This window comes from Terriglobia bacterium (genome assembly GCA_020073495.1).
Taxonomy (GTDB): Bacteria; Acidobacteriota; Terriglobia; order Terriglobales; family Acidobacteriaceae; genus JAIQFD01.
Genome location: JAIQFD010000001.1, coordinates 188,483 through 213,370, shown reverse-complemented (window position 1 = coordinate 213,370; position 24,888 = coordinate 188,483). Strand labels below are relative to the sequence as shown.

Genomic DNA, 24,888 nt, shown 5'->3' with positions numbered 1-24,888 from the left:
ATCGGCTCTGCAGGGAAAAACCGGATCGGCAGACGCTGGCTTTCCTGGGGCTTTCGCGATAGAATAATTGTGCGTTTGGTTCGAACGTAAGTTGTATCCGCAGAAACAAGCTTCAAGCAGCCTGCCTCGCGGTACCTTCCGGTTCAACTCAGCGTAAAACAAAATCACAGAAGAGGAATTAGCTACACCATGGAACAAGGAACAGTAAAGTGGTTCAACGACGCTAAGGGTTATGGTTTCATCAGCCGCCAGAACGGGGAGGATGTCTTCGTACACTTCTCCGCGATCCAGGCACAGGGCTTCCGCAGCCTGCAGGAAGGCCAGGCGGTCGAGTTCAACGTCGTGAAGGGACCCAAGGGCTGGCAGGCCGAGAACGTTCGTCCTCTGTAAGACGAAAACTTTCGCTACACCAGAAGGGCGGTCACAAGCCGCCCTTTCTTTTTGTAAAGCAGTAGCTAGTAGTTGGTCGTCAGTAGCTCGGCAAGCCGTTCAAGCGCCAGCTGTACGTCCAAACACTAGCTGCCAAGAACCGAGTACGGGCTACTAACTACTAGCTACCAACTACTAAATTGAGCATCCGCAACATCGCCATCATCGCGCACGTCGACCACGGCAAGACCACCTTGGTGGACGCCATGCTGCGCCAGAGCGGCACCTTCCGCGCCAACGAGCAGGTCATAGAGCGCGTCATGGACTCCAACGAATTGGAGCGTGAGCGCGGCATCACCATCCTGGCCAAGAACACCGCCATCTTCTACCACGACATCAAGATCAACATCGTGGATACACCCGGCCACAGCGACTTCGGCGGCGAGGTGGAACGCGCCCTGAAGATGGTGGACGGCGTCATGCTCCTGGTGGACGCCAGCGAAGGCCCGCTGCCCCAGACCCGCTACGTGCTGGGCAAGGCGCTCGAAGCCAAGCTGCCGCCCATCGTGGTCATCAACAAGATCGACCGCAGCGATGCCCGCTCGCAGGAAGTCTTGAACGAGATCTACGACCTGTTCATCGATCTCGACGCCGAGGAAGACCAGCTCGATTTCCCCGTGCTCTACACCAACGCCAAGGCCGGCACCACTTCGCCCGATATGAACCTGCCGGGCGAGGACCTGCAACCGCTCTTCGACGCCATCCTCGCGAACATCCCCCTGCCGGGCGGAACGGCGGAGGGGCCGCTTCAGATCCTGGTTGCCAACCTCGATTACAGTGACTACCTCGGCCGCATGGCCATCGCGCGCGTCTTCAACGGCACGCTGCGCACCGGAGAAGAGGTCGGCATCGCCAAGGTGGACGGCTCGGTGCAGAAAACGAAGATCACCAAGCTGTTCTCCTTCCGCGGGCTGAAGCGCACCGACATCACGGAAACCGAGCTGGGCGACATCGTGGCCATCGCCGGCGTCGAGGGCATCTCCATCGGCGACACCATCACCAGCGCCGAGACCCCTGAGCCGCTGCCCCGCATCATCATCGACGAGCCCACGATCGCCATGCAGTTCACCATCAACACCTCGCCCTTCTCCGGCCGCGACGGGCAGTACGTCACTTCGCGAAACCTGCGCGAGCGCCTGGAAAAGGAGCTGCTGACCAACGTCTCCCTGCGGGTCGAAGAGACCGGCACGATGGACACCTTCAAGGTCATGGGCCGCGGTGAACTCCAGCTCGCCATTCTCATCGAGACCATGCGCCGCGAGGGCTACGAGCTCATGGTCGGCAAGCCGGAGATCGTCACCCGCAACGTCGACGGCAAAACCATGGAACCGGTGGAGAAGCTCACCATCGACGTGCCCGAGAGCTACGTCGGCGTGGTCATCGAGAAGCTGGGCTCGCGCAAGGGCCAGTTGGTCAAGATGCACAATCACGGATATGGCCGTGTGCGCCTGGAGTTCGACGTCCCCAGCCGCGGCCTGATCGGCATCCGCGGCGAACTGCTCACCGACACCCGCGGTACCGCGGTCATGAATTCACTGTTCAACGGCTACATCGAGTGGCTGGGCGAGATTCCGCACCGTCCCACCGGCGCCCTGGTCGCCGACCGGCCGGGGACCACCACCGCCTATGCGCTGTGGGGCCTCCAGGAGCGCGGCGAGCTGTTCGCCGGTCCGGGCGTCGAGGTCTACGAGGGCATGATCATCGGCGAGAACGCCAAGGACGCCGACCTCGACGTCAACTGCGTGCGCGAGAAGAAGCTCACCAACATGCGCGCTTCCACCGCCGACGAGGCCATCCGCCTTGTCCCGCACAAGGAGCTGAACCTCGAGCAGGCCATCGAGTTCATCGCCGACGACGAGTTCGTCGAGATCACGCCCACGTCCCTGCGCCTGCGCAAGAAAGTCCTTCAGTCGAACAAGCGACCCCGTAAGAACGCGACGCCCGTTGCGACCGCGACGGAATGAGGTAGCGCGGGCCTTCAGGCCCGCGTTATAGCGTTCCTCTCGGAGTGGCTTTAGCCACTGAGGCCGCCATCACGGCAACACGTTATCCAGGTATGCCAGATACACCGCCAGCAGCCGATACGTGTCGTAGTACTCGTCCATGTGAAGTACGGCAAGCGTGTCCTTGTCTGTGTGCAGGATCCGCCAGGTCTCCTGCGTGATCGAATGGATGGCGATGGTAGGAATCTTGTACTTGTCGAAACTGAACGAATCCGCAGCCCCCACTTTGTCTGCGTTCACAGCTTGCAAAGGCAACTTCATGGTCTGGGCAACGCGCACTAATTCCGCCAGCAGCTTCTTGTCCGCCCGGGTGGCCCATACCTTGGTCGACGAGAGGCCCAAGGTGTCGATGTCGACCATCGCGCGGATGTTCGCTCGATCTTCTTTCGACAACCCGTCGGCGTAGGCCTTCGACCCAACCAGCCCTTGTTCCTCGGCCGTGAAGCCCACGAAGACGAACGTGTGCTTTCGTGGAACATTCGAGATGCTTTGCAGCAGGCTTGGTAGAAGTGCGGCGCCGCTCCAATTGTCCACCGCGCCCTCACCTCGGGCGACGTGATCGGTATGAGCGCCCACAACGATGACAGAATCCGACGTCCCCTTCAGGATGCAGAGCACATTGGGGACTTTTTCGTGTTTGACGGGGAGTTCCTTCAGAGAACCTTGATCGCAGCCGGCGTCGGCGAAGGATCGCTTCAAGGTGGCCTCTCGTTCCGCATTGTCTTTCTTGAGCTCACGTACGCGCTGTTCCACCACGTCCTTCGGCACCCGGGTGAAGATGATGCTCTGGGCAGAAGCGCCAGTTAGGGCGACCGAGAGTGCAAATAGGAGAGAGACCACCCACCACATGCTTCTACTCTCCATCCGGCCAAGCGAAATCGTCAAGCCTCCCATCCAACCTCCCGGCCAGCGAGTAGGCATGTACAGCTTACTCAAGTCCCGTAGGGACGACGGATCGCCGGCGGGACGGGATCGCCTAGGGTCTCATTCCAAAGCAGAATCGGGACTAGTGGCTGGGCCGTGGGGGCGGGATTGGAGCCTGCGGGGCGGCCGGTGCCTCCGGCGGCCTGACTTCCGTTCCAGGGCGCGAGTGGGCGAAAGCGTCTTCGACCATCTTGTCGATGCGTGTCAACAGGCCGGGCTCGGGGTGGGGGTAGAGGAGTTCGGCGACACCATCCTCCCACTTCTGCCCGGGAGGGGCGAGCACGGGCGCCGGTTTCACTGCGGGTGCGGGGGAAACCAGATAGATGGACCACACGATGGCGGCAAAATCCGCTGCGGCTAGCAAGGCGATATTGAATCCGCGGTCGTCGATATACCCGGTCACCATGCGCGTCGCGACCGCCGCCAGTTCGGTGCTGGCGATCGTCCCGAAGCCCAGGGCCACACCGAAAAGGTAGTGCCGGCGGGTGATCCCCAGATAAGAGCAGAACCAGAGCAGAAAGAACACCAGCCCGCACTGCACCAGGCGGACGCTCCGCTCCGCCCACAGGGCGCCCACCACGATCGGGTCCTCCGTCGCAGAGGCGGTGAGCGCGAGCAGGACGGCGACCAGCAGCAGCAGGCTGCCCGCCCAGCGGAAAAGCACGCGCGCGAAATCCCCAAGGTGCGGGTAGGGACGGAACAATTGGCCGAAGATCTCGTAGATGATCCCGAACTCCAGCACCGTGCTGATCGCTGTCAGAGTCCAATAGGTGTAGAAGTAGGCGCGATAGTGATTGAGGAAAGCGAACAGCAGCACATTGGCGACGCCCTGAAAGATCAGATATTTGAAGAAGAAGGGGAATTCCCGTTCCAGCTTCCGGCGGCGCAGCAATGCGGCCACGCTGAACTGCAGGACCGGCTGGCCGACCCACAGCGCGTAGTAAAAGCCACGCAGGAACTGGCTGGAGGACATAGAGGGCTGCTGCTTGCAGGTATGTTACCCCCGCAAGCAGCGGCCCTCAAGTTACTTGTGTACTCTTGGCTAGGTAAAGGCCAAATGCTTTACTACCGCAGCGCCATCGAACACGCCGGGTTCGACGGCGAGCAGGTCGGCATGGGTGCCGACGGCCGCGGGTTGGGCGCATTTGCTGCCAGAGTGGTGTTGAAGCTGGCTGCCGAGTAGGTGGCAACCAGGCACAGGCTGAAGGCAAGAATACGTAGGACTAGCTTCATGGGGCTCTCTCCTGAGTGCGTGGCGCGCACTAGGGGGGAGTATAGAGGCGGCGATTCGGAGGATTGGACCCGGAAATCGCCGCCCCTCTGTTTACTATCCTGATTCCTCATCTAGATCACTGACAAATGGCCGAAAATGTGCTCTCGGCACTTGTTACCTACGTCCATGCCCGGCTGACATCTGGCGGTGCGCCTCCGGTGGAGCGAAGATACGCACTCGCGTTCGAGACGGGCCGTCTGTATCCGGCCTAATCCCCTCTCACAAGGAAATCTCGTGCAAGACTTGCAGGCACGGTTGTCGCGTTTTTGCGTCGAATTGGCGGAGATCGAGAATGAACTCAAGCAGATCGCCCGGGAGAATGGCGGTCAATCCATCCACATCTGCGAGGAAGCGCTGCTGGGCGACGTCAAGAGCGCCGTGGACCGGGTCCGGCACCTGCTGTGGCCCTACGCGGAAGCGGCCGCCCGCCGGACTGGCGGGCTGGACGAAGTTCTCCAGAAGTACCGCATGCAGCGGGTCACGACCATGCTCCATGACCTGACCGAGCGCGTGGCGGAGCCGCGACTGGCCGTCATTCCGGAAGCACAGACGTTTTTCTCCAGCATCCAGGAGATCGCGACTCTGGCAGTCGAGAAGCATCTGGAGCGCATCACGCAGGTGCCCGCGAAGAAACCCATGCCCGAGCCGGCGCCCCTCGCCGTAGACCATCTTCTGGCCTGAAGCAAAAAGGCCGCGGCGGACCCGCGGCCTGCCCGTCCGTTGTTTTTCTAGTGCCAACTCACCAGCGCGAGAATGAAGATCACGCCGAAGATCGCGGCGGAGATCAGCTCGCGGATCCCCAGCCGGTGGACGTTCAATGGCCGGGGCTTCTGGAAAAACCACCAAAGGTTGCGCAACATCATGGGGTGGTAGGCCAGGACCGCGCGCTTGGGCATAAGGCCCATCTCGAAGGCCCCGAGCAAGAGCGCGAGCGTGATCCCCAGCCCCGCCACGGCATGCCAGCCGTGGGCGAAGCGCTTGCCGACACTCTCCACTTTGGCCGCGTGCAGCCGCAGTTGGACGAACAGGATCTGGTTGGCGGCGAACAGCCAGTTGGCGCCCCACAACGCCAGAGCGTGCGCATCGAGCTGTCCGGTGGTCACGTAGTAAGCGCCGGCGGCGGTCGAGGTCAGGCCCAGGGAGCCGATGATCTGGGAACCGGTGCGGGTGGAGCGTCCCAGCTTGCGCAGCGCCGCCTGGACGCCGAAGGAGACGGCTGCGGCCGCTCCCAGCAGGAATAGGCCGCGGTTGCGTCCGCCCCAGAACAGGGCCGCCAGGGTGGCCAGCGCGATCGCGCCGTACACGGCGGCGCCCAACAGCACCCACTGTCGCTCCGGGCCTTTCTGCGCCCGCATGGCCGACGCTCCCAGCAGCGACTCCACCGGCGTCCGCAGGCAGAACAGGGCCAGCGAAGCAGCCAGGAAGAGCAGCACGGCGGCAAGCGATCCGCCGTGCATCAGCCCGACCGCCGCTCCCGTCACCAGGGGAACCAGCAGGATGCCCCACGCTCCATGCTCGCGCGGCCACAGCAGGGTACGCAGGCGCGCACCGTTCAAGCTATGTACTTCGCTATCCATGGATGCCATAGGAGCCCGGGTGCCCTTACAAGCCTCTAGTACCCGTGTTGTCCTCCTTCCAGCGACACCTTGCCGCGGAAGGTGCGGTAAACGAAAACGAAGTAGCCGATGACAAAAACGATGCCGACGAACCACCACGCCATGCCGACGCGCAGCCCATGTTCGGCGGCGGCGCTGTTGTAGATGGTGAGCCCGAGGCTGGGGTCGGTGCTGGCCGGCAGCACGTTCGGATACAGCCCGAAGGCGGCGCCCCCCAGCATGGCCGCGATGTACACCGCCGAAGTCAGGAACGCAGCGCGGTCGTCGCCGCGTCCGCGGAAGACCTCCATGGCCACCAGGCTGGCCACGACCACCGCGGGGATCAGCAGGCCGATAGGATGCTGCCAGTAGTTATCCAGCATTTGCGCGCGGACGTACACCGTGGCCACCAGCGACAGCGGCGTCAGCGCCAGCAGCAGGATCCACGCCAGGCGGGCGAAGCGCCGGGCACGCAGGTTGAGCTCATCCTGAGTCTTGGTGGCGACCCAGTGGGCGCCGTGCAGTCCCAGCGTGACCAGCGCCACCACCCCCGCCATCACCGTGTACCAGTCGAGGATGCCGGCCTCGGGCGTCACCGTGAAGGTGGTCCACAGCGGTTCGAAGAAGTAGCCGTCGGGCTTGAGCGGCACGCCCCGGATCACGTTTCCCAGCGCCGCCCCGTAAAAGATCGCCAGCAGCAGGCTGGCGACGGCGAACATCACGTCGAAGAAGGTCTCCCAGAGGCCGCTCTTGATGTGGTGCCGGAACTCCAGCCCGATGCCGCGCATCATCAGCAGCCACAGCGCCATGATCAGCGGCAGGTAGAAGCCGCTGAAGCTCGAGGCATACAGCAACGGAAAGGCGAAGTACAGGGTGCCGCCGGCGGCCAGCAGCCAGACTTCGTTGCCGTCCCAGACGGGCCCGACGGAGCGCGCGATCAGCGTGCGCTCCTGGCTGTTGCGGGCGATGAACAGTTGCACGATCCCGGCGCCTAGGTCGAAGCCGTCAAGCACCACGTACGCCACCAGCATCAGAGCGACGATGACGAACCAGAAGGTTGGCATGCTTTACCTCCCCGCCGCCGAGAATTCGCGTTCGTCGAAACTTTTGTCCGGAGGAGGAGATGGGACCACCTCCGGTCCGTGCTCTACCTCCCGCCACATCAGGAACAGGAACAGCATGCTCAGCACGGTGTACATGCCCATGAAGCCCAGCAGGGTGAACATTCCGCTGCCGGCGGAGACGTGCGGCGAAAGGCCGCTCGCGGTGCGCATGAGGCCGTACACCAGCCAGGGCTGCCGGCCGACTTCGGCGGTCATCCAGCCCGCGGTGTTGGCGATGTAGGGGAAGGGAAACGACAGCATCAGGACCCAGAGCATCGCGCGCGAGTGGTACAGCGTGCCTCGCCGCAGCTTGTTGGCGGCGACGATAGATATAGCAATAAAGAACGTCCCTAGCCCGACCATGATGTGGTAGCTGTAGTAAAGCAGCGGGATGTTGTCGGGCCAGGTCTCGCGGGGGAAGGCGTCGAGCCCCTTCACTTCGGCGTTCCAGCGCTTATACGTCAGAAAGCTGAGCAGCCCGTGGATGCTGATGGGATTGTCGAGCTTGAGCTGCTCCATGTCGGGTTGGCCCAGGATGACCAGGTGCGCGCCGGTGTCGGTCTGGAAGAGAGCTTCCATGGCGGCCAGCGTGACCGGCTGGTGTTGCGCCACCATCTTGCCCTGCGTGTCGCCGGTGGGGAACGCTTGCAGCAGCGAGAAGATGAGCGCGGCCGCCACGCCGATGCCCACGAAGATGCGCCCCTGCTCGACGTGCTTGCCGTTGAGCAGGTAGAAGGCGCCCACCGCAGCCATCACGAACGAGCCGGTGATCATCGCGCCGCTCATGTTGTGCGCGTACTGCCACCACGCCCACGGGTTCAGCACCAGCGCCCAGAAGCTGGAAAGATGGAATGCGCCGTCCGCCGTCCGGTAGAAGCCGACCGGATGCTGCATCCAGGCGTCGGTGGCGATGATGAAGAAGCCGGAGATCCAGGCGCCGATCCACACCAGCAGGCCGGTCACCCAATGTGCCCACGGGCTCAGGCGCTTCTCGCCGTAGAGGAACAGGCCGAGGAACGACGACTCCAGGAAGAAGGCGAACATGCCTTCCATGGCCAGCGTCTGGCCGATCACGCCGCCGGCGAAGCGCGAGAAGTGCGCCCAGTTGGTGCCGAACTGGAATTCCATGGGGATGCCGGTCACCACGCCGACCGCGAAGTTGATGCCGAAGATGCGCGCCCAGAAGCGCGCCGCGCGGTGGTAGCGCTCGTCCTGCTTCCAGATGCCCAGGGTTTTCAGCAGGACGATCAGGGGCGCAAGCCCCATGGTGAGTTGCGGGAATAAGTAGTGATAGGTGACAGTAAACGCGAACTGCAGACGATCCACTAAGAGTGCGTCCATGGATCCACTCCAAAACACGGCGCGGGTGCGCCGCTATGAGCCTTATGGGTCCAAGTGCCGTCCGGCTGGTGCCTCCGCCCGCGGGGACGGCGAATGGTTGACGTTCACTTACGGACTGGCGTCGCCGCCGTCTTCGGCTGATAGACGCAGAATGGCTCTTCGTCGAGCATGTCGCCGGTGGCGGCATAGGCGCGTGCGCGGCACCCCATGCAGACGTTGCGGAACTCGCAGCATCCGCACTTTCCTTTCAGGTTCCCGGTGTCCCTCAGCTGTTCAAAGACTTCGGAACTGGTCCAAACCTCGGCGAACGACTGCGTGCGCAGGTCGCCCGACTTCATCGGCAGATAGCCGCAGGGGAACACCTCTCCCTCGTGCGAGATGAAGCATACACCCGTGCCCGCCAGGCAGCCCTTGGTCATGGCGCTCATGCCGTCGGGCGCAGAGCCCGGGTGGCCGGTGTGATGTCCCTTGGGCACGCGTCCCGGATGCCCGCCCGGATGTCCGGCGTTCTGGTTGATGACGATGCCGGTGGCGCCGGGCAGCAGGGCGTCGGTGGGGCCGATGCCCGCGACGTTGACCGGGGCGTGCTCCGCCTCGCGGCGCTCCTGCGCCCGGCGCTGGCGTACCACTCGGAAGTAGTGCGGCGCGCAAGTGGCCTTCAGCTCGATGTCGCCTTCCAGCGATTTGTCGTAGAACCAGTTCAGGATCTTTTCGTATTCCTCGGCGGGGACCATCTCGCGGTCGGCGATCTCCACGCCGCAGCCCACGGGCACGAGCAGGAAGGTGTGCAGGGCGTCGGCGCCGATGGAACGGGCGAGCTCCAGGACGTCCGGCAACTGGTGCGCGTTGTGCCGTGCGACTGTCATGTTGATCTGCACGCCCATGCCCAGCGAGCGCAGGTTCTTCAGGCCGCGTACGGCGGCGTCGAACGCGCCCGGAATGCCGCGGAACGAGTCGTGCGTCTCGGCGTCGGCGCCGTCCAGCGAGATGGCGACGCGCTTCACGCCGGAGTCCACGATCTTCTGCGCGATCTCCTTCGACACCAGCGTGCCGTTGGTCGCCAGCGCGACCCGGAGCCCTTTGGCGGTCCCATACGAGGCCAGCTCGAAAATGTCTTTGCGGAAGAGCGGCTCGCCGCCGCTCAGCACCAGGATCGGATTGGCGAACGACGCGATCTGGTCGATGATGCCTTTCGCTTTTTCCGTGGGCAGGTCGGTGGGGCTGGAAAGCTCGGTGGCGGTGGCCCGGCAGTGGATGCAGCGCAGGTTGCACCCCTTGGTGACTTCCCAGAAAACCAGGCGCGGCTTGGGCGCCCCGTCCGTGTTCGGCTTTTCCCCACTGGATGCCATGAGCCCTTCTCCTTACCGCTTCAAGGCTAAAAGAGGGGACGGGGGCGGGATGTGACCGCCGTCACAGCCGCTCGTTCAGCCGTCACAGCGGCTCCGCGAAGTCGGCCTCACCATCCACGCCGCCGCGGAGGAATGACATCCGTTCGAACCGTCAGCCGCTTCCGGTGTAGAGTCTTCTCCCATGACGAGGGTCGTTCCCTGACATGAAAACCGCAGGCATGATCGGCGGCCTTGGGCCCGAGTCCACCATCGATTACTACCGCTTGATCATCTCGGGTTATCGTGCCCGGCGGCCCGATGGGGGCTACCCATCCCTCATCATCAATAGTCTCGATCTTGCCAAGGGCATCGAGTTGGTGGACAGCGGGCGGCTCAGCGAGCTCGCGGATTACCTCGCCTCCGGGGTCGAGAAGCTGGTGCGCGCCGGCGCCGACTTTGGCTTCTTTTCCGCCAACACCCCGCACATCGTCTTCGACGATGTTCAGCGGCGGTCGGCGATCCCTCTGCTCAGCATCGTGCGGGCAACGTGTGACCGTGCGAAAGCGCTGGGGTTGAAAAAAGTCGGACTCTTCGGGACCGGATTCACCATGCGAGGGAGTTTTTATCCCGAGGAGTTCCGGCGGGCGGGAATCGCCATCACGCCACCCAACAAGTCAGAGCAGGACTTCATTCACCAGAAGTACCTCGGCGAACTCCTGGTCGGCACATTCCTGCCGGAGACCCGTGCGGAGTTGCTGCGCATCGCGCATCGGATGAAAGTCGAAGAGGGCACGGAGGCCATGATCCTGGCGGGGACGGAACTGCCACTACTGTTGCGGGATTCCGGGAAGTCCGACCTTGAGTTTCTCGACACGACTGCGATCCACGTCGAAGCGGTCGTCGACGAGTTGCTGCGATGAATCCTGCCGAGTCCTGAGGTAGTGCCCGCCTTTCAGCCCGGCCCGGTGGAAGCGCGGGGCTTCAGCCCCGCCAAAACCGTTCCCCTGGTCGCGCTTTAGCGCTGGATATCCGGGCCGCGCCGCCATCCGAGCCCCGGCGGAGCGATTGAGAGTAGCCCGCCGCTTCAGCGGCGGGTCGGCGTCGAAGGGATCGTCGAGTGCCGTAGGCACGGCTGAGCAGGCCCGTGACCGCCATCACATCCCCTTGCCCCACTCTTCTCCTAAAATGAAAATGGATATCTTCCCCCAAACCACCCCCGCTCTCCCACACCAAGGAAAAGGGAGAATGGGGCGAGATCGCCTTCCAGGCCAAGGCCCTCGCCCTCGGACTCTCCGTCGCCAAGCCCAACGGTGACAACCAACCCTTCGATTTCATTGTCACCGTGCACGAAGGAAAGATGGTGCGCGTCCAGGTCAAGACCTGTTTCGCCATCCATGGCGGCGCTTATCACGCCCGCGCCCGCCGCACCACCCGCGCCTATCGCGCCCGCGAGGTGGACATCTTTGCCATCTACATCGCGCCCATGGATATCTGGTACGTCATGCCCGCTCGCGCCATCCCCCAACACGGCTACCCCTACTTCTTTCCTCACCAGCCGGACCGCCCCGGGCCCTACGAGAAGTACCGCAACCGCTGGAGCCTGATCACCGGCGACCCCGAAGACGACACCCGCGACCACGGCCTCACCATCCACGCCCAAGCCGACGAGTAGCACCTCTGGGTAACCATGCCCGTGAGCTCGCCTCGGTGGAAGCCCCCGCCTTTAGGCGGGGGTTTAGGAGCCCCCAACCGAAATCTTATCGAGCCCCTTCAGGGGCGGCACGAGTCGCGTCAGCGACGACGGATTTGCAACCCGGCACGTCGTGCCGGGGAGGGGAAAGGATTCCTCCCATCACTCAGTCGCGTCAGCGACGGCGGCTTGGACGAACACCCGTCGCCGCTGCCGCGGCTCAGATCGACCTGATCATCGGTGCCCCAGCATAGCCTGCCCTGAGCTGCCAGCCGAAGGAGCCTGCCCTGAGCGGCAAGCCGAAGGAGCCTGCCCTGAGGTGCAAGCCGAAGGGGCCTGCCCTGAGCTGCAGCCGAAGGAGCCTGCCCTGAGGTGTCAGCCGAAGGGGCCTCACCATCCACGCCCAAGCCGACGAGTAGCACCTCTGGGTAACCATGCCCGTGAGCTCGCCTCGGTGGAAGCCCCCGCCTTCAGGCGGGGGTTTACATGCGTTCTTAAAAGGATCTGAGCCCCTTTAGGGGCGGCACACGTCGCGTCCGCGACGCCGCTTTGCAGCTCTGGGTCACCATGCGCGTGAGCTCGCCCCGGTGGAAGGCCCCCGCCTTTAGGCGGGGGTTTACATGCATTCTTAAAAGGATCTGAGCCCCTTTAGGGGCGGCACACTCCACCCGCGCCACCTACGGCGGTCTTGTTCTAGAAACTAGAAACGAGAAACCAGAAACTGCTGGGGGCCTCACCATCCACGCCTCCGCCGACGATGGGCGCGAAGAACCTTAATGAAGGCCAAATGACCAAGATCCCGCTACCACCCCTGTCCCGTGGCAAAGAGCTACACTTATCCTCCCGCACCGCTCAAATGTAAGGAGGCGGCATGGCCTTCAGGGCAATTGAACCGTTAGAGGTACCGGCCTTCAACATTGTCGATGGAAGGATAAAGTCGGTCAGCCCCGAAATTTCCATTTCGGAGACCGGATATGATTCCGACCGCAGTCTTTATTGTCTCCGGCTTCTCGGACCGAGCGGCAGGAATGCCGATCTGTACCTTTCGCGGGAACTTCTGGAAGACCTAAGGGACAATCCAGTCACCCCAACTGGCAAGTACACGATTGAACTGACCGCCAAGCTTGACGCAAAGATTCTGGAGACAATAGAAGCTTCTGGGCTAATTTCGTTTGGTGAGGAAGCTCTAAAATTCTTGTTGTTGAGATTCATTTCGGAAGAGCAAAAGAACCGTCGAACGCCCAACAAGTACAACACGATCGGCAAAGGCGCTCAGGGAGATTTCGAACGCTGGCAGAAGGTGGACCTGACGCCTGACGAGAAAGACTCTCTAATCTGGACATGGGATGAACTCATAAGGCTGCGGCTGACTGCGTCTACGGGAACGGACCTCACTGTGCCAGATGATTGGGTCAAGCTGACGGAACGCGGAGCTTCGGCGATCCACGGTAAAACATTTGCTGAATATGCCGAAATCGAAGCGTTCATTTCCAAAGGTCAGGTCTACACTGCATTCCGCACATTGCAAGGAATATTTCAACAAGCACGATCCGCGATCATCGTCATTGATCCGTATGTAGACGAACAGGTCCTCGACCTTATTGCCGCGGTCCATCCCAGTATCGGCGTTCAAGTAATTACGGAGCACGTCAAAGGAAATTTCAAACCTGCCTATAACAAGCTCCGTCAACAAAGAGGCAACTTGGAAGTACGCGTTGCTGCACATTTTCACGATCGCTTCATCATCTTGGATGGTGCGGTGTGTTATCAGCTTGGATCTTCTATCAACCATTTGGGCGCCAAAGCCACGGTGATTGATCGGAAAAGTGACTCCGTCAGAGACCGGATACTGTCTGAGTTAGCCAGTCTCTGGCCTGGAGCTATTCTTCTCTAATGACCCGACTCGGAAACGAATTACTTGAGGCGATTTCCTCGACGAAATTGTCGACAAGCTGCGAACTGGAACCTGGCCGGTAAATTTCGGAGCGGCGCGTCACGCAGGAATGATCGCTACGGGGCAGACACAGCTAATTCAGTCCCAACTTGTCCAACTTAGTGAGTAGTAGCAGACCGTATTCGATGCTCATGTTTCGCATCAACCGGGCATACTCACGTTCGGCAACAAGGGGATGCACACTGGTGTCGCTCATCAGTGCGTAGAACTGACTGGCGAACTGTTCTTCCTTTACGGTCAGAATGTTCTGATCTCGAAGGTACTTCAGCGCCTCTCCCCATGTCGAGGGTAGACACCCCCCGAGTTTCTTGTGCGCTAATGCGCACGCTTGCAAATGCAACTGTTCCAAGAAACTGCGCAGATGTCCCATACCGCTCTTCAGTTCAAACGGAGTGGCGGCCGTGCGGTACAACCTTTCCGCTTCTTCGAGCGACTCAATGAGCAATTGCGCGAAGCCTAGCTTCTCCAGGAAGGTGCGGACCCTGCTTTTGTCTTGGTTTACCTCCAGATTCATGCCTGGCAACAAGGAGCTTATTACATACAGATATCTCGCTTTCCGGCATCCTTCCAATATGGAGTCACACAGCTCAGGGATTTCCTTGCGGACGTGGAAGAGGGTGTTGGACTCGACAGTGGAGCTCGGTTTTGGTCCCTTACTCAGGCCTGCGACAGTTGTCCTGATACTCTCGATTGCTGTTGGAAGCTGCTGATACTCCTCGTCGGTAAACAATGTGAAGTTGAGAGCAATCATCTCTTCCAGTTGCATCAGCAGCAGAGTTAGGCCGGGGCCAGGGGCTGCTTCACTGAGGGCTCGGATAAACACTTGCTTGTCGCCACGACGAACAAGGAATTCCGCAACAAGCGGTAGTTCGGACGACGACAGCTTCCAGGATCCTGCCCCCAGCACGTCTACATATCTGCGGCGATATGACCGCGCATCCGAGATTCGCGAACGTACGGACGCAACGAATGCTGGTCTATTCTGACTAGGCACCTGATCCAGTATTGCGCATAGAAGGTCGAAATTTGTGCTCTTGAATTGGAATTGTTCCGGGCGCTCCTGGATTGTACGAGGATGTTTGCCGCGCTCTTTTAAAGGACCGGCAAAAGTGGCTAAGACCTGTATCACTGTTTCGGTTGGGGCCATCTCGTACCGGACAGTCGGCTCGACCCTTTCTTGATCGAGTATTTGTTCCGCCTTTTGATTCGCATCGTGCAGGTTCATCTTGCGCTCGTATGATCGGCATCATAGCAGCCCAACGAACGATATTTTTACCCGCAGGTTCGCGTCGGGGATGGTTCTGACCCAATGGTCGGCTACTCGGAAACTACGTCTAGATAAGAGCCTCGCTACGACCGCTCTCATTGAACCGCGACGAAGCCGGCATTGAAGTGCACACTTAAGTTCTCTCCCCCACACGCGAAGAAAAAGACCGGGCGGGGACGCCCGGCCTATGTCATTGACACTTACTGCGCCTGCGCTCCGTGGCAGTCCGCGCAATTGACCTGGGTCATGTCGCCGAGATCGCCGTCCGCGTCGCGAAAATACGCCCCGGCTTCAGCCGCTGAGGCTCCGGGGTAGACATCCCTCGGTGGCTAAAGCCACATTTTCTTAAAGGCGCGGTGACGCGGCGCTGAAGCTCTACCTCCTCCCGGTACACATTTGTCCAGGACGGAGGTAGAGCCGGGCTTTCAGCCCGGCGTCGGGGATTGCAAGTCCCGCAAGGGACGACGGACTTGCAGCCCGGCACGAGAGTGCCGGGAACGCGGACCTTCCCGACACAAGTCGCGCCAGCGACGACGGCTTTGCGACCGTCCGTCGCCGCTTCCGCGGCTTCGAGCCTGTTTTGGCCGAATACCCGCCACTTTCGTGGCGGGCTGCACTCCCGTCGCCGCTACCGCGGCGCGGGCAGAGGCAAACAAAAAAGGCCGGACGTTTCCGCCCGGCCTACTTGTTTCGGGGAGGTCCTTACTGCGCCTGCGCGCCGTGGCAATCCGCGCAGTTGACCTGGGTCAGGTCGCCGAGGTCCCCGCCCTCATCGCGAAAAAACGCCCCGGCTTTAGCCGCTGAGGCCTGAGGTAGTGCCGGGCTTTCAGCCCGGCGTCGGGGATTGCAAGTCCCGCAAGGGACGACGGGTTTGCAGCCCGGCACGGCCTGCCCTGAGCGCAGTCGAAGGGGCAGTGCCGGGAACGCGGACCTTCCCGACACAAGTCGCGCCAGCGACGACGGCTTTGCGACCGTCCGTCGCCGCTTCCGCGGCGGGCTGCACTCCCGTCGCCGCTACCGCGGCGCGGGCAGAGGCAAACAAAAAAGGCCGGACGTTTCCGCCCGGCCTACTTGTTTCGGGGAGGTCCTTACTGCGCTTGCGCGCCGTGGCAATCGGCGCAGTTGACCTGGGTCAGGTCGCCGAGATCGCCGCCGGGATGCTTGAACTCCACCGGGTTGACGGCCGTTTCCACCCCCGGAGCCGAGCCGTCGGTCTCGCTGATGATCTCGTGGCAGGCACGGCAGTCCTTGCTCAGCACCTTGCCGCTCTTGGTCGCGTGGTTGCCGTCGTGGCAGCGGAAGCAGCCCGCGGAATAGAAGTGCCCGATGTTGTTGGGGTGGGTGCGCCAATCCAGCTTCATCTCGGGGAAGAAGCTGGTCTGGAAGACCTTCTGCACCGCCGCGACCGCGTCCTGCACCGCGGCCTGCTTCTGTTTGTACACGTCCGGATACTTGGTCTCGTAGAAGTTGGTCAGCGCGTTGGCGATGCCGGTGACGCCTTCATCCGTGGTCTTGTAGGGCTGGGTGAGGGCGGCGACCGCCTGCTGTTTGAAGAAGGGCAGCGTGGGATCGGCCTTGTGCGTGGTCAGCAGGTCGTCCACGGAGCGGTCGGGCGGGATGTAGATGTGCGTGGGACGGTTGTGGCAGTCCACGCAATCCATGCGCCGCGCTTCTTTCTTGGCGAGCTCCTCCGGCTTGAGCTGCGCGTCGCGCGCGAAGTACTCCTCGATGCGCCCGTTGCGGTCTTTCACCCGGATGTAGGGGATCACCTGCCGCTGCCGGTCGGTGGCCACGTAGGTGACCTCGTTGGCGATGTTCATGTGCCAGTGGATGCCGCTGACCGTGCCCGTGGTGGGACTGCCTCCGCCCGTCTTGATCAGCAGGCGCACCTGGCGCGGCGTGTTCTTCTCGTCGCTGCCGAAGTGGTTGATGACCTTGAACTGCCCGCCGTAGAACTTGGCCGGCCAGTGGCACTGCTCGCAGGTCTGTTGCGCCGGGCGCAGGTTCTCCACCGGGCTGGGGATGGGACGGGGAAAGGTCCCGCGCATCGTGTAATAGACCTGCCGCATGCCCGACATCTTGGACTTCACGTACCAGGTCGCGCCCGGGCCGACGTGGCAATCCACGCAGCGCACCCGCGCGTGCGGCGAGGCCAGGTAGGCGGTGAACTCGGGCTTCATCACCGTGTGGCAGAGCTGTCCGCAGAACTGCACCGAGTCGGTGAACTCGTAGGCGCGCATGCTGCCCACCGCGGTCAAAAACAGAAAGACCAGAAGAAACGTGCTCAGGAAGACGAAGGCGTTGCGGTGGCGAGGATTGCCGAAGTCGATCTTCAGGGCGTGCACTTCTTCGCCCGGGGCCAGGCGCTTACGGCGGCGGCGCTCCAGGAACAAGCCGGCGGCGATCAGGAATGCGCCAAATCCCAGGATCCCGGGGAAGATCATGTAGGCGAAGATTCCCAGGTAAGGGCGTGGATGCTCGCTGACGACGTCCACCAGGAGCAAAAAGATCATGTTCGCGAGCGCGACCAGTGCCACGATCACGCCGGCGAGACTGAGAGTATTGCGGATGAGTCCGGGGGCCCGCTGCTTGATGTCCTCGACCATGTCCGGGATCAGTGTCCTTTCGGGGAATGCCCGCCGGCGCGCCGGAAGGTGATCCCGCGCTGCTTCCTCGCTGCTATTTCTTTGCCGTTACTTCCTCGCCCTCACGCGGCCCGGCTGGTCCACCGTTTTGTTCCTGCATCATGCGCAACGCATCGAGCGAATGTTCTTCGTGGTACAGCTCCTCCGACATCTTGCCGTCCCAGAACGCCCAGTTGAGCGGATAGACGTCGGGATCGACGATCACCTGGTAGAAGTGCCAGACGACGATGGCCAGCGAGGCCAGCACCGCCTCGTAGAAATGCACCGCCAGGGCCACGTCCACCGACCAGCGCGGCAAGAACACCCCGACGCCCACCTTGAACCACGCCATCAGGCCGGTCGCCGACATGATCAGCCAGCCCCACGCCAGCGCCCAGTACTCCATCTTCTCGGCGTAGGTGAAGCGGGCGAATGCCGGCTTGCCGCCGCCGAGGCCCAGGTAGTAGCGCATGTTGTCGCGGATGTCCGCGGCGTCCTTGAACACCGGGAGCATGTCCAGGAACGCCTTCCGTCCCTCGCCCTTAGCGGCAAGATAATACGCGTGGTAAACGCCGACTGCCATCATTATCACGGCGGCTATACGGTGCGCCCAGCGCCGGAAGCTTTCGCCGACCACCAGGCCCAGCCAGGAATCGGGATACGCCAGCGCGAAGCCGGTGATCACCAGGGTGATAAAGCTCGATAGCAGCAGCGCGTGCTGAATGCGCTGGTCGAGCGTCAGGCGCACGATCGGCCGGTGCTGCTTGTTGCGGATGGCGATCGCCTTTTTCCGCCAGATCAGGAAGTTGTGCAGCAGCATGCCGCCGATGGTCATCAGGATCAGGGGAATGTAAAACCGCCGCACCCAGCGGATCGCGGTGCTGCCCATGTCGGCCGAGAGCGGCACGTCGATGTGCACCGTGCCGGTGATGAACTTCTGGTTCGCGCCCGGATGGCACTTGCCGCAGGTCTTCACCAGGTTCGCCTTGTTCACCATGGACTTCGGGTCCGATGAAGGAAGGATATTGTGAACGCCGTGGCAGGAGGCGCAGTTGGCGACCACCGTGGATCCCAGCTTCGACGCCAGTCCGTGATAGCTCTGGAGGTACGTGGTCGCGCGGCGTGACTCGACGCCGAATTCCGCCGACATGCGGACGCCTTCGTGGCAGCTTGAGCAGGTCACCTTCGCCAGATTGGCGGCCGCGACCGAAGAGGTCGGGTCCGTGTGCTTCTTGATGCTGTGGATGCCGTGGCAGTCGGTGCATACCGGCGCCTGCCAGTTGCCGCGCGCCAGCGCCTGCCCGTGGATGCTCTGCACGAACTCCGTCTTCACGTTGTCGTGGCACTTGGCGCAGGTGGCGGGCACGTTGAACTTGTAGATCGCCGATTTCGGGTTGCCGGGCCCGAGGATGGCGTGACTGCTATGGCAGTCGGTGCAGACCGCGGCATTCACGTTGCCGCCGGCCACCGCCTTACCGTGCACGCTCGCGTTGTACGACGCCACCGTGGTGGAGCTGAGCCCCGCTTCGTCCATCACGAACTTCTGGCTGTGGCAGGTGGCGCAGGTGGCAGGGATGTTCTTGTGGTTGACCTTGGAATTCTCATCGCCCGGAGGCAGGATCTCGTGCGCGCCGCCGTGGCAGGAGGTGCAGGTCGGCGTCCGGCCGTTCATCTTGCCGGTCGAGGCCACCACGGCGTGCATGCTGCCGTCGAACGCCTTCTGCGCGTCGGCATGGCAGTCCGCGCACGACACCTTGGCCGGCGTGTTCTCGTGCGGCGACGTCTTGACGTCCTTGTGGCAATCCACGCACTTGAACATCTGGCCGTGGATGGAGGCGTTGAACTTCTTCTCGTCCACGGCAAGGCTGACCTGCTTGCCGTTGACCTCCTTGGTCAGGCCCGCTTCCGCCGTGTGGCAGGCGAGGCAATCCGCGTTGGCCGGCGCCTTGGGAGTCTTCGCTGCCAGCGCGTGGGGCATCAACCATATAAAGGAGAGTATGAGTACGACCCACAGTCCCCAGCCACGCCGGCCGTGACGCTCGTTACAGGCAGCCGATAGGGCACAACCTCCGGACATGGACTGCTCCCAGGGACCCGCCGGCTACCTCCCCACTGGTTCCGGCGACCCGCTCAGGCGGACCGATCTCGCGATCCTGAATCGCGCGCATAACAATGAGCAGTACTTCCCCGCCTGCTCAGCGGTACGCGAAGATCATCGCGTAAATGATCCAAACCACGACGCAGAAGCCGACGCCCAGCGCCAGCCAGGCGAAGGTCCGGATCGTTTTCACCACGACCGGCGGCTGCGGCTCTGCCAGGTACTCTTCCAGCTTGCCGCTCGCCATCAAGGCCGCATACTCGCGCGGCTTATCCCGCTTGAGTTCCGCCAGCGGCATGTGGCCGGTGAAGACCACGGTGTCCATCGGGAATTTTTCCGGCCGCAGGTGCGTGTTGAAGAAGTGCACCGTGAAGATGAACCCGGTCGCGAGCAACGCCTCGTCACTGTGGATGATGCTGGCGACGTTGATGAACGATCCCGGTATCACGCGCGTGAAGAACACCGGGAACCACAGCGTCAGCCCGGTGGAACCGATGATGAAGACGCCCCAGAACACGGCGAAGTAATCGAATTTCTCCCAGTAGGTCCAGCGGCCGTACTCGGGCCGTGGGCCGAGGCCGACGAACCACTTCATGGTGGCGACGAACTCGCGCAGGTCCTGCCGGCCTGGAATCATCGAATTCTTTCCCAGGATCAGTTCCCGCCACGATCCGTACTCCTTCGTCTTCTTCTGGTAGAGGCTGTACAGGTGCGTGAGGAACGTCCCGAACATGATCACCGCAGCGGTCCGGTGGATGAAGCCGGCGGTCTGAAAGCCGCCCAGCAGGTGCGACAGCTTCACCGCCCACGACGTGTAGGAGAATTTCAGCGACATGCCGGTGACCGCGAGACTAATGAAGCTGACCACCATGCACACGTGCAGCCACCGCTCCAGCAAGGTGAAGCGCACGAACTCGCGCGTTCCGACCTTTACGTCGGAGCGAGCGGCGTCACGTGCGATTTGAGCCGCCGGGGTTTGGAGTTCGGCTTGGGTGGCCATCTACTTCTCCTCCCCACTGGACCGTTCCTGCTCGGCCGCTTCCTTGGCCTCCAGTTCCTTCAGCTCGCGGCGCATCTGGAAGGCGCGCGGCAGCCACAGCAGCGTGTGCACGCCGCCGATGACGAAGGTGCCGATCAGCAGGCCGGTCATGCCCCAGAACGACCAGAACAGGAAGGGATACTTCTTCGGATCGTGGTGGGTGGCGTGCGTCAGATAGCCGGCGAAGCGGCGCGTGGCGTCGGCGTGGCACTTGCGGCATGTGTCCACCACATTGGCCCGGCTCAGGTGCGAGCGCGGGTCCGCCACCTTCTGGATGTCGTGCGCCCCGTGGCAGTCATAGCATTTCGCCGTTTTGGTGTAGCCCAGCCGCGACACCTTGCCGTGATACGTGTCGAAGTAGGTCTTCGCGATCTCCTCGTGGCAGCGGCCGCACTTGCTCATGACCTCCAGCTCGAACTTGTCCTGGTCGGCTCGCTGGATCGAGTGTGCGGTGTGGCAGTCGTTGCAGACCGGCAGTGCCTTGTCGGTGTGCGTGACCGAGCGGGAGTGGACGCTCTGCACGAACTGCCCCTGGATCCCGTGATGGCACTGGCCGCAGGTCGAGGGCAGGTTCTTGGGATTGACCGTCGAATCGGGATCGCTCTTGGGCAGCTCGCCATGCGCCGTGTGGCAGCTGGTGCAGGTCGCGGTGACCGTCAGCCCGCTCTTCAGCAGGCCCTTGCCGTGGATGCTCTCCTGGTAGCTGGGGATGATCTCGTGCTGCGTTCCGGTGTAACGCAGAGCAGCCTTCTTGCCTTCGCGGTGGCAGCGTGCGCACAGGTTCGGCACATTGGGGGGGAAGGTATTGGAAGCCGGGTCCTTCTTGCCCAGGACGTGGTGCGTCCCGTGGCACTCCGAGCAGTACGGCGCGTTGTTGTCCTTAACGGCGAGAAGCTGGCCGTGCTTGCTCTTCGTGTACTGCTGCCCGATCTCCGCGTGACACGACGCGCAGTCCACCTTCTTGGTGACGGTTTCGCAGGGCCGGACGCGCGAGGCATTCACTTCGGAGTGGCACTGGCTGCACGCGACCTTGGCGTGCCGCGACGTCGAAAGCTCCGCAGTGCGCACGAACAGCGACTTGCCGTCGTGCCCCTTCACCCGCTCGTCGGCATGGCAGCGCAGGCAATCGGCGTCGGCCATGCCTTGGTTGTAGAAGACCTTCCTCGCCTTGTGCGGCTGGTGGCAATCCACGCAGGCGGGCAGGACGTTCGCTTCCTTCTCCCACAACTCGCCCTTGATGGATTTGCGGTGCACCTGCTCGATCAGCGCGTGACACTTGGTACAGGTGGCCGCGATGTTCTTGCGCGCGATCGACGACTTGGGATCGGTATGGGGGAGGATGTTGTGCGGCGTGTGGCAGGAGGCGCAGTTGGCCGCGACAATCAGGCCTTTCCTCAGCAACCCTTCGCCGTGGATGCTCTCGGAGTAATTCTCCAGGATGTTGTGCTCGGGGATGTTGCGGGTCTGCTGAACGGTCGTTCCTTCGCGGTGACACTTGCCGCACACCTGGGGGATCTTCAGCGGAGCCACTGCCGAGCGCGGGTCCTTCACCGCAACGATGTCGTGGTTGCCATGGCAGGTGACGCAGCGCGGCGCCAGCGCATCGCCGCGCGCGACCGCCCGCCCGTGCAGCGATTTCGAATGCTGTTCGTACTCCGCGCTGTGACACGTGCCGCAGTTGACCTTGGCCAGCGGGGTGGAGTGCGGCAGTTCCTTGCCTTCCAGGTCGGCGTGGCACGAGGTGCAGGAGAGCGAGCCGTGGACGGAGCCGGCGAATCTCTTGCCTTCGACGAACAGGGAAACCGTGCGTCCGGTGCGCGTGGTGCTCAGGGTCTTGTCGCTGTGACAGGCCAGGCAGGTCTGGTTCTGGTCTTCGGCCCGCGCCAGCGGCGCAGGCAGGAACAACAGAACGAGCAACACCAACAGCCCCGCCTGTCGCGCCGACAAGCGCGGGCGAGTGTCCTTACGATCCGGTATCGCGGCCCAGCCCAGAACTGCTAAGACATGAAAGAAAGGTATAAGGCCGATCTCAACCCTGGGCCCGTAGCGGCGAATTCCAAATCCACGCTTCGCCGGCATTGTGTGTTCCAACTCCGGAGATCCCTGGCTACCTCCCCACAGGTTCCCGGACCTCCACCGTGTTCACGACGGAGTCGAGCTCCATCCTGGTGTAAGGGTTGCGGCGGCCACGAGGACCGCCGCCGTCGAGCCATTTATTTCTTGAGCGTCCGGATGTAGGCCACCACTGCCTTGATCTGGTCGGCCGTGAGCTTGCCGTCGAAAGCCGGCATCTTCGGGGCCTTGCCCTTGGTGATGACAGCGGTCAGGTCGGCGTCGCTCTGCTTCTGCACCTCCGCCGAGCCCAGGTCCTTGGTGCCGGCCATCTTGCCCTTGCCATCGGCGCCGTGGCACATCACGCATTTCGCCTTGAAGGTGTCCGCGCCGCCTTCGGCCCAGGAGGCCATCGGCATGGCCACGAGTGCAGCCAGCAGCCCCACAGTGATGAGTCTCTTGTTCACAATTCCTCCTTGGAATTTCGCCGCTCTGTAATCGTCCGGGTGAGCCCGAGGAAGGTTCCCCAACCCGGGACCGGCCAGGGTGATTCGTTGCCTGGCAGGAGTCCGGAACCGACCCCATTGTTGAACATCTCCACACTTCGGGCTGTGATTGTGTTCACCCTCTAGTGTGATAACAATCACAAGAGCGGGTACGTGCGGGCGGAGAACGAAACAGTCCCGGCGGTTGCCGGAAGGCAGGGCGATCAGAAGGGGTTGGGCATGGATGGCCCGATCAGGCCCGCTGCTGCTTGCCCCGGGCGCGCTCGGCCTCGAGGCGGGCGATGGTGTCCCGCAGCCACTTCTTGAGCTTCTCCTCGACTTCCTGCTGGTTGTCGTAGCGCTCGATGGCATCCACGGTCTCGCCCTTTTCGTTGAGCGGGATGTGATGGCAGGGCACTTCTTCGCCCTGCCCGGCGGGCGGAACGAAGTCCATCAGCAGGCACTCGGAGCACGGCCGAGGGCGGTCCGGATCGCCGAAATTGATGCAGCTGATCGAGTCCTGGAAAGCCGAGGTGGGCTTCCAGGGGGTGCGCACGGAGCGCCCGTAGCCGCCCTGCTCCAGGTAGCTGAGCTCGAACTTGAGCAGTTCGAGGATGTCGCGGTCATCTTTCGCCATGGGTGTCTCCTTCCGCCACGCCGTCCTAAAATGCGCCGGTCCACATGGCCCCCACTGGCCCCAGAGTGCGCCGGGTGCGGACCCGACGCTATGACTGATGTCACGGGAGGGTGTGATGAGTGTCACACAGCCCCAACCCCCCGCCGCTTCTCCTCATGCCGCCTTGCGCCGGTGGGGGTGCGGCAGCGGCACGGGAACGACGCCGCGCTGCGGATCGATGGCCAGGGTCAGGCGCTGGGCGCAGTTGCCGCACAGCCAAAAATGCTCCAGGCGGTGCGGCAGGCCGCTCTCCGAGATCTGGAACGGTCCTCGCACCAGGTGTCCGGCGGCATCGCGATCCACCTGGTACAGCCGCCCCTCGCGCAGGTAGCGGAAGGGCTGGGCGCAATCCGGATTGGCGCACTTCTCGATCATGGCCTTGGGGAGGGCTGGGGTGAACGGTGAGACGCCCGCCCGCGAGCGGGCTTCCGGCGTTTTCAGTTGCGCACGTGGCGGGCCCGGGCCATGCCGATGGCGCGCACCCGGTCGTAGGCGGCGTGCACATCGTTGCTCAGCATCTGCACCACCTGCAGGCAGGCGTCGGAATGGTCTTTCAGGAAGCGCACGAAATCCTTGCGCTTGATGAAGACGATCTGCGAGGGGACGGTGGTTTCCGCGGTGACCTCGTGGGGTTTGCCCGAGACATTGGCGCTCAGGCCCAGCAACTCGCCCGCCTTGGCCATGCGCAGGGTGAGCTTCTCCCCGCGGCTGGAGCACACGGAGAGCCGCGCCCCGCCCGTCTGCAACAAGATGATGGCGGTCGGTGCCTGTCCTTCGCTGAACAGGAGGGCGCCCTTGGGCACCTCCTGCACGTTCTGGATGGCGGAGAAATCCCGCGCCGCATCCGCGCCCATATGCGTGAACAGCCGCTGCGGCGCTACGTCGCAGGTAAAGAAACTGACCGGGATGTCGCCCCCGTGGTTCATGCCGCCAATCTACGTTCCGCGGCGGGGGAAAGCTGTGACTCGCATCACGAAAATTGGTGATGCGTGTACATCAGGAAAGTA

At 62.6% G+C, this 24,888-nt stretch carries 22 protein-coding genes; 6 read left to right on the top strand and 16 right to left on the bottom strand.

The window, feature by feature from the left end:
- Window positions 1–189 precede the first annotated feature (189 nt).
- Window positions 190–390, top strand: a complete 201-nt coding sequence (locus tag LAN37_00950) for a cold-shock protein (GenBank protein ID MBZ5645772.1) — start codon at window positions 190–192, stop codon at window positions 388–390.
- Between the two features lie 179 nt (window positions 391–569).
- Window positions 570–2,393 (top strand): translational GTPase TypA, encoded by a 1,824-nt coding sequence (gene typA / locus LAN37_00945; protein MBZ5645771.1) that lies wholly within the window; start codon window positions 570–572, stop codon window positions 2,391–2,393.
- A gap of 69 nt (window positions 2,394–2,462) precedes the next feature.
- On the opposite strand, the gene LAN37_00940 is transcribed toward typA, so the two are convergent.
- The 3 genes from LAN37_00940 to LAN37_00930 form a co-directional block, all read right to left on the bottom strand.
- Entirely contained in the window at window positions 2,463–3,281 is an 819-nt protein-coding gene (locus tag LAN37_00940) for a Zn-dependent exopeptidase M28 (protein MBZ5645770.1), read from the bottom strand.
- Between the two features lie 157 nt (window positions 3,282–3,438).
- Window positions 3,439–4,329: a hypothetical protein gene (locus tag LAN37_00935; GenBank protein ID MBZ5645769.1), complete on the bottom strand. Its 891-nt coding sequence runs from the start codon at window positions 4,327–4,329 to the stop codon at window positions 3,439–3,441.
- A 92-nt stretch (window positions 4,330–4,421) separates the two neighbouring features.
- Window positions 4,422–4,589 carry a hypothetical protein gene (locus LAN37_00930; GenBank protein MBZ5645768.1) on the bottom strand — a complete coding sequence of 56 codons (168 nt, stop codon included), beginning with the start codon at window positions 4,587–4,589 and terminating at the stop codon, window positions 4,422–4,424.
- Between the two features lie 274 nt (window positions 4,590–4,863).
- Between LAN37_00930 and LAN37_00925 the strand changes: the two genes are divergently transcribed.
- Window positions 4,864–5,310: a hypothetical protein gene (locus LAN37_00925; protein MBZ5645767.1), complete on the top strand. Its 447-nt coding sequence runs from the start codon at window positions 4,864–4,866 to the stop codon at window positions 5,308–5,310.
- Between the two features lie 47 nt (window positions 5,311–5,357).
- Here LAN37_00925 and LAN37_00920 read toward each other — a convergent pair whose 3' ends face one another.
- The 4 genes from LAN37_00920 to LAN37_00905 all read right to left on the bottom strand — a co-directional run bounded on the left by LAN37_00920 (window position 5,358) and on the right by LAN37_00905 (window position 10,017).
- Entirely contained in the window at window positions 5,358–6,215 is an 858-nt protein-coding gene (locus LAN37_00920) for a YwiC-like family protein (GenBank protein MBZ5645766.1), read from the bottom strand.
- A 26-nt stretch (window positions 6,216–6,241) separates the two neighbouring features.
- Complete coding sequence (cydB, locus tag LAN37_00915; protein ID MBZ5645765.1) at window positions 6,242–7,288, bottom strand: cytochrome d ubiquinol oxidase subunit II; 1,047 nt, start codon at window positions 7,286–7,288, stop codon at window positions 6,242–6,244.
- A 3-nt stretch (window positions 7,289–7,291) separates the two neighbouring features.
- Window positions 7,292–8,668 carry a cytochrome ubiquinol oxidase subunit I gene (locus LAN37_00910; protein ID MBZ5645764.1) on the bottom strand — a complete coding sequence of 459 codons (1,377 nt, stop codon included), beginning with the start codon at window positions 8,666–8,668 and terminating at the stop codon, window positions 7,292–7,294.
- 104 nt (window positions 8,669–8,772) lie between these two features.
- Window positions 8,773–10,017 (bottom strand): radical SAM protein, encoded by a 1,245-nt coding sequence (locus tag LAN37_00905; GenBank protein MBZ5645763.1) that lies wholly within the window; start codon window positions 10,015–10,017, stop codon window positions 8,773–8,775.
- Between the two features lie 203 nt (window positions 10,018–10,220).
- Here LAN37_00905 and LAN37_00900 point away from each other — a divergent pair, with 203 nt between their 5' ends.
- From LAN37_00900 to LAN37_00890, 3 genes are all read left to right on the top strand, one after another.
- Window positions 10,221–10,916 (top strand): amino acid racemase, encoded by a 696-nt coding sequence (locus LAN37_00900; GenBank protein ID MBZ5645762.1) that lies wholly within the window; start codon window positions 10,221–10,223, stop codon window positions 10,914–10,916.
- Window positions 10,917–11,191: 275 nt separating this feature from the next.
- Window positions 11,192–11,668: a hypothetical protein gene (locus LAN37_00895; GenBank protein MBZ5645761.1), complete on the top strand. Its 477-nt coding sequence runs from the start codon at window positions 11,192–11,194 to the stop codon at window positions 11,666–11,668.
- Window positions 11,669–12,557: 889 nt separating this feature from the next.
- Window positions 12,558–13,580, top strand: coding sequence for a hypothetical protein (locus LAN37_00890; GenBank protein MBZ5645760.1), 1,023 nt, complete (start codon window positions 12,558–12,560; stop codon window positions 13,578–13,580).
- A gap of 133 nt (window positions 13,581–13,713) precedes the next feature.
- Here the strand turns inward: LAN37_00890 and LAN37_00885 are convergent, their stop codons facing one another.
- From LAN37_00885 to LAN37_00845, 9 genes are all read right to left on the bottom strand, one after another.
- A complete protein-coding gene (locus LAN37_00885; GenBank protein MBZ5645759.1) occupies window positions 13,714–14,865 on the bottom strand; it encodes a hypothetical protein in 1,152 nt (383 codons plus the stop codon).
- 1,130 nt (window positions 14,866–15,995) lie between these two features.
- Window positions 15,996–17,513 (bottom strand): NapC/NirT family cytochrome c, encoded by a 1,518-nt coding sequence (locus tag LAN37_00880; GenBank protein MBZ5645758.1) that lies wholly within the window; start codon window positions 17,511–17,513, stop codon window positions 15,996–15,998.
- Between the two features lie 73 nt (window positions 17,514–17,586).
- On the bottom strand, window positions 17,587–19,608 hold the full coding sequence (locus LAN37_00875; GenBank protein ID MBZ5645757.1) for a cytochrome b/b6 domain-containing protein: 2,022 nt from the start codon (window positions 19,606–19,608) through the stop codon (window positions 17,587–17,589).
- A gap of 118 nt (window positions 19,609–19,726) precedes the next feature.
- Window positions 19,727–20,629: a hypothetical protein gene (locus LAN37_00870; protein MBZ5645756.1), complete on the bottom strand. Its 903-nt coding sequence runs from the start codon at window positions 20,627–20,629 to the stop codon at window positions 19,727–19,729.
- A complete protein-coding gene (locus tag LAN37_00865; GenBank protein MBZ5645755.1) occupies window positions 20,630–22,588 on the bottom strand; it encodes a hypothetical protein in 1,959 nt (652 codons plus the stop codon).
- A 293-nt stretch (window positions 22,589–22,881) separates the two neighbouring features.
- The gene (locus tag LAN37_00860; GenBank protein ID MBZ5645754.1) at window positions 22,882–23,139 is read right to left on the bottom strand and encodes a c-type cytochrome; all 258 of its coding nucleotides are present in this window, start codon (window positions 23,137–23,139) and stop codon (window positions 22,882–22,884) included.
- A 319-nt stretch (window positions 23,140–23,458) separates the two neighbouring features.
- The gene (locus tag LAN37_00855) at window positions 23,459–23,842 is read right to left on the bottom strand and encodes a hypothetical protein (protein MBZ5645753.1); all 384 of its coding nucleotides are present in this window, start codon (window positions 23,840–23,842) and stop codon (window positions 23,459–23,461) included.
- A gap of 153 nt (window positions 23,843–23,995) precedes the next feature.
- Window positions 23,996–24,256, bottom strand: coding sequence for a hypothetical protein (locus LAN37_00850; protein ID MBZ5645752.1), 261 nt, complete (start codon window positions 24,254–24,256; stop codon window positions 23,996–23,998).
- A 62-nt stretch (window positions 24,257–24,318) separates the two neighbouring features.
- Window positions 24,319–24,807 (bottom strand): Crp/Fnr family transcriptional regulator, encoded by a 489-nt coding sequence (locus tag LAN37_00845; protein MBZ5645751.1) that lies wholly within the window; start codon window positions 24,805–24,807, stop codon window positions 24,319–24,321.
- Between the last annotated feature and the right edge of the window lie 81 nt (window positions 24,808–24,888).